General features: G+C 64.7%; 2 protein-coding genes and 1 pseudogene. All 3 read right to left on the bottom strand.

The window, feature by feature from the left end; genetic code table 11:
- Positions 1 to 286: 286 nt before the first annotated feature.
- Positions 287 to 1,255: an MBL fold metallo-hydrolase gene (locus ACRCSW_RS13825; RefSeq protein ID WP_438705953.1), complete on the bottom strand. Its 969-nt coding sequence runs from the start codon at positions 1,253 to 1,255 to the stop codon at positions 287 to 289.
- 115 nt (positions 1,256 to 1,370) lie between these two features.
- Positions 1,371 to 2,273: an alpha/beta fold hydrolase gene (locus ACRCSW_RS13820; RefSeq protein WP_438705952.1), complete on the bottom strand. Its 903-nt coding sequence runs from the start codon at positions 2,271 to 2,273 to the stop codon at positions 1,371 to 1,373.
- Positions 2,274 to 2,314: 41 nt separating this feature from the next.
- Positions 2,315 to 3,150: pseudogene (locus ACRCSW_RS13815) on the bottom strand (hypothetical protein); the annotation flags it as partial.

Below are 3,150 nucleotides of genomic sequence, written 5' to 3'. Positions count from 1 at the left end.
CGGCCCATAGCTGCCGCCCGGCCCTGATGTGATTTTGCGGTGCAGCTTCGCCAGACCGGCCGTTAGTGCGGCATGCAGCAAGTTTGTCAGGTCAAGCCGCACACAAGGTTCTGAGCCGCGGGCCAGCGTCTTTAATTGTTGCGACGACGGAGGCATCCGGGGTGGCTACCGGAGGCAGCGGATTGTAGGCAAGGATGTGCTGCGGATACGGGAGGGGACCTTGGCACATGCCGCGGCGCACGTCCCCCCGCGCCAGGGCCGTAATTGGTTCGAGTGGAGTTGTGCGTCAGGTATTGGTGTAGGTCACCGGCACCCAGTCAAAGTTTGTGGCATCACGTCGGACATGTCCCAGGCCCGGAAAGGCAATATGCGCCCCGGCGACGAGGTACATGTCGCGGGCGGCCTCTTCGAAGGCGACGGCGCGGGTGCGGACGGCGGCTTCCTCGTCCACGTCGAACTCGATGGCAACGCCTGGCTCGTCAAATTGAAGCACTTCGCCATGGGTGATGTCGCCCCAGATGACCAGCTTCTGATCTCCACTCGTGACCACGATGGAACTGTGGCCCGGCGTGTGCCCCGCCCGAAGGATGGAGCCGAACCCCGGCAGCACCTCGGCATCGTCAGCAAACGTCTCCACCTTTCCTGCTGCGAGGTAGGGGCCAAGGCTTTCGGCGGCCTCGTCAAAATGATGCGGCGGGGCGGTCGGGGGCCGATCGGCCTCTGGCGTCTCCAGCCAGAACTGTAACTCACGCGCGTTGACCCGAAGCGTTGCCTTGGGGAACAGCCGCTCGCCGCCGGCGCTCAACCCGCCGGAGTGGTCGGTGTGTATATGTGTGAGGATCACATCATCGATGTCTTCGGGCCGGTAACCAGCGGCCGCGATGTTGCCGATCAGGCGCCCAAGGTCGGGGCCAAGATAGCTGCCGGTGCCCGCGTCAATCAGAACCAGACGGTCCCCGGTATTGATCAAATAGGCGTTGACCGACGTGGGTGTGGGCGTGGCCTGGAACGCCGCCTTCAGCGCCGCCCGCGCCGCCTCGGGCGTCGTATTCATATAGAGGTCGGGCAGGTCCAGTGGAATTGTGCCGTCCGATACGGCGGTGACCTCGAAGCTGCCGAAGGCCATCCGGTAAAAGCCTGGCGCCTGGGAGGGTTGGAAGGGCGCCTTTGCGGTCGCCAGAGTTGCGGTTCCGATTCCTGCGCCGAACGCGGTAGCGCCTGCGGCGGTTTTCAGGAAGTTTCGACGTGTGAACATGGTCTTGGTCCTTGGTTATCGGATGGGTTTGGGGGATCGCGTTACGGCATCCCGATAGCTAGTGCGGTCGGTTAGATCTGCTGAGGGGAAGGTTGCGGTCAGGGCGAAAGTCCGGTCACGCCGCGTCGACCTTGGCGATGAACGCGCCGAGTGCGTCGGCAAGGGCAGCCGGGGCCTCCATGGCGGCGTAGTGTCCCACGCCATCAAGTGCGATTGAGGCGATCGCGGAACCGCTGGTCTTAGCCATGGTGTCTGCGGTGAAGCGCCCTCCCCCGGCGCCAATTGCAAGGACCGGCATCTTCAGGGGCTTCGTGTCTACGAGCTGCCTTATGTCGGCGCCTTCGGCGAGCATCGAGCGATAAAGGCCAGCGGCTCCGCGCCAGCCATCGGGCCGGGAATAGCTGCGGGCAAATTCCTCGATGTCGGCATCGGTAATCGCATCCGGGGTGGCGCTCATCGCGAGGAATGCGAAATCGCCCAGAAACTCCCGCTCCCGTCCCGCAAGCAGCATCTCGGGGACACCTGGCGCGGCCAGCACACCGATGTGCCATGCCCCGCCTCGGGTTACATCGGCAAGGGCCTCCAGGCCAAGTCCGGGCAGCCCCATCTCGATCGCCGTGAAGCTTGCAACATCTTCCGGATGTGAGGTCGCAAGGCGAAAGACGGCAGACCCCGCGATGTCCTGGCCGGTTAGATGAACCGGGCCAAGGCCGAGATGCCGGATCAGCTGATGCAGGTCCTCGGCGGAAGCGGCGCTGTCGTAAGCCCCTTCAGCATTTCCCGAGTCCCCGAAGCCGCGCAGGTCCGGCGCAATGACGCGATGGGCCTTTGCAAGAAGCGGGATGAGCTTGTGGAAGGTCCACCACGTTTCCGGAAAGCCGTGGACGAGGAGGATCGGCGAGCCCACCGTTCCTGCGGTCACATAGTGGATGTCGGTGCTATTGACCGGGATGCGGTGATGCGCGACCTCGGGGATTGTCCGGCCTGAAGGAGAGATTTCACTGCTTGAGAGGTTCATTTTGAACTCCTGATTTCAGATGAAGGCCGATGGCGGCACCGTCACTCGGGTGCGGGGGCGGCGATCTGACCGGGTGGCAGGATGCGCGACATAAGGGTGCTGACCGTTTCACCAGGGGCAAAAGGGCCGGGCACGTCGTGGCTGACCGGATCGAGGCTTTGGAGGAAGGCCGCAATGGCATGGGCATCTTCGTCACTCAGGTTGCTGTAGTTCGGCCAGGGCATGACCGGGGCCAGAATGCGCCCGTCCGGCCGGACGCCGGTGCGCAGCGCCGTCACGATGTCTTCTGTCGTCCAGCCGCCAAGTCCGGTCTCCACGTCCGGCGTGAGGTTCGAGCCGACGAAGACGCCAAGGCCCGGAACCTCGAACCCTGCGTCCGAACCGCCAAGGAAGCGGGTCGGGTCAGCCGCACCGGTGAAGTAGCCTGGCGTGTGGCAGTCGTTGCAACCGCCGAACGTCACCAGATATTCACCGCGGTCGATCACCGCCTGGTCGGCCTCCTCCGCGGCCAGCGGCGGGGCGCCGGTCACGGATAGAAGGGCGAGCAGGCCGACCGCGAGGGCTGCCGGTCCGGCTCCAAGGATTGCGGGCTTGGCCGACCGGTAGCGCGGGGCCGGCGTACCGGTCTGCGCTGCGGCAAAAAGATCGCGGCCGGCCGCTACGAAGTTTACGGGGAGAGCGGCTTCGGCAACCGACGGGAATGTCACAGCTTCGCCCAGGTCAAGTCCGGCGAGGGCTGCATCCACCATGCTCTCGGCGGACATGACCGTTTCAGGTGGCAGATCCTTCAGGTCGATGCCCATCCCATCCCAGACTTCGGTGGCCGTCGAGGCGGGCACAACCGCCTGAACCCTGACGCCGGTGCCTTCGACTTCGT

It is taken from the genome of Tabrizicola sp. (genome assembly GCF_051645465.1).
Taxonomy (GTDB): domain Bacteria; phylum Pseudomonadota; class Alphaproteobacteria; order Rhodobacterales; family Rhodobacteraceae; genus Tabrizicola.
The sequence above is the reverse complement of the archived record's forward strand: the minus strand, read 5'-3'. Positions and strand labels throughout refer to the sequence as shown.

What these genes read in the sequence shown, in the direction of transcription:
- ACRCSW_RS13825 (WP_438705953.1), bottom strand. Translation starts at nt 1,255, where the DNA reads ATGTTCACACGTCGAAACTTCCTGAAAACCGCCGCAGGCGCTACCGCG.
- ACRCSW_RS13820 (WP_438705952.1), bottom strand. Translation starts at nt 2,273, where the DNA reads ATGAACCTCTCAAGCAGTGAAATCTCTCCTTCAGGCCGGACAATCCCC.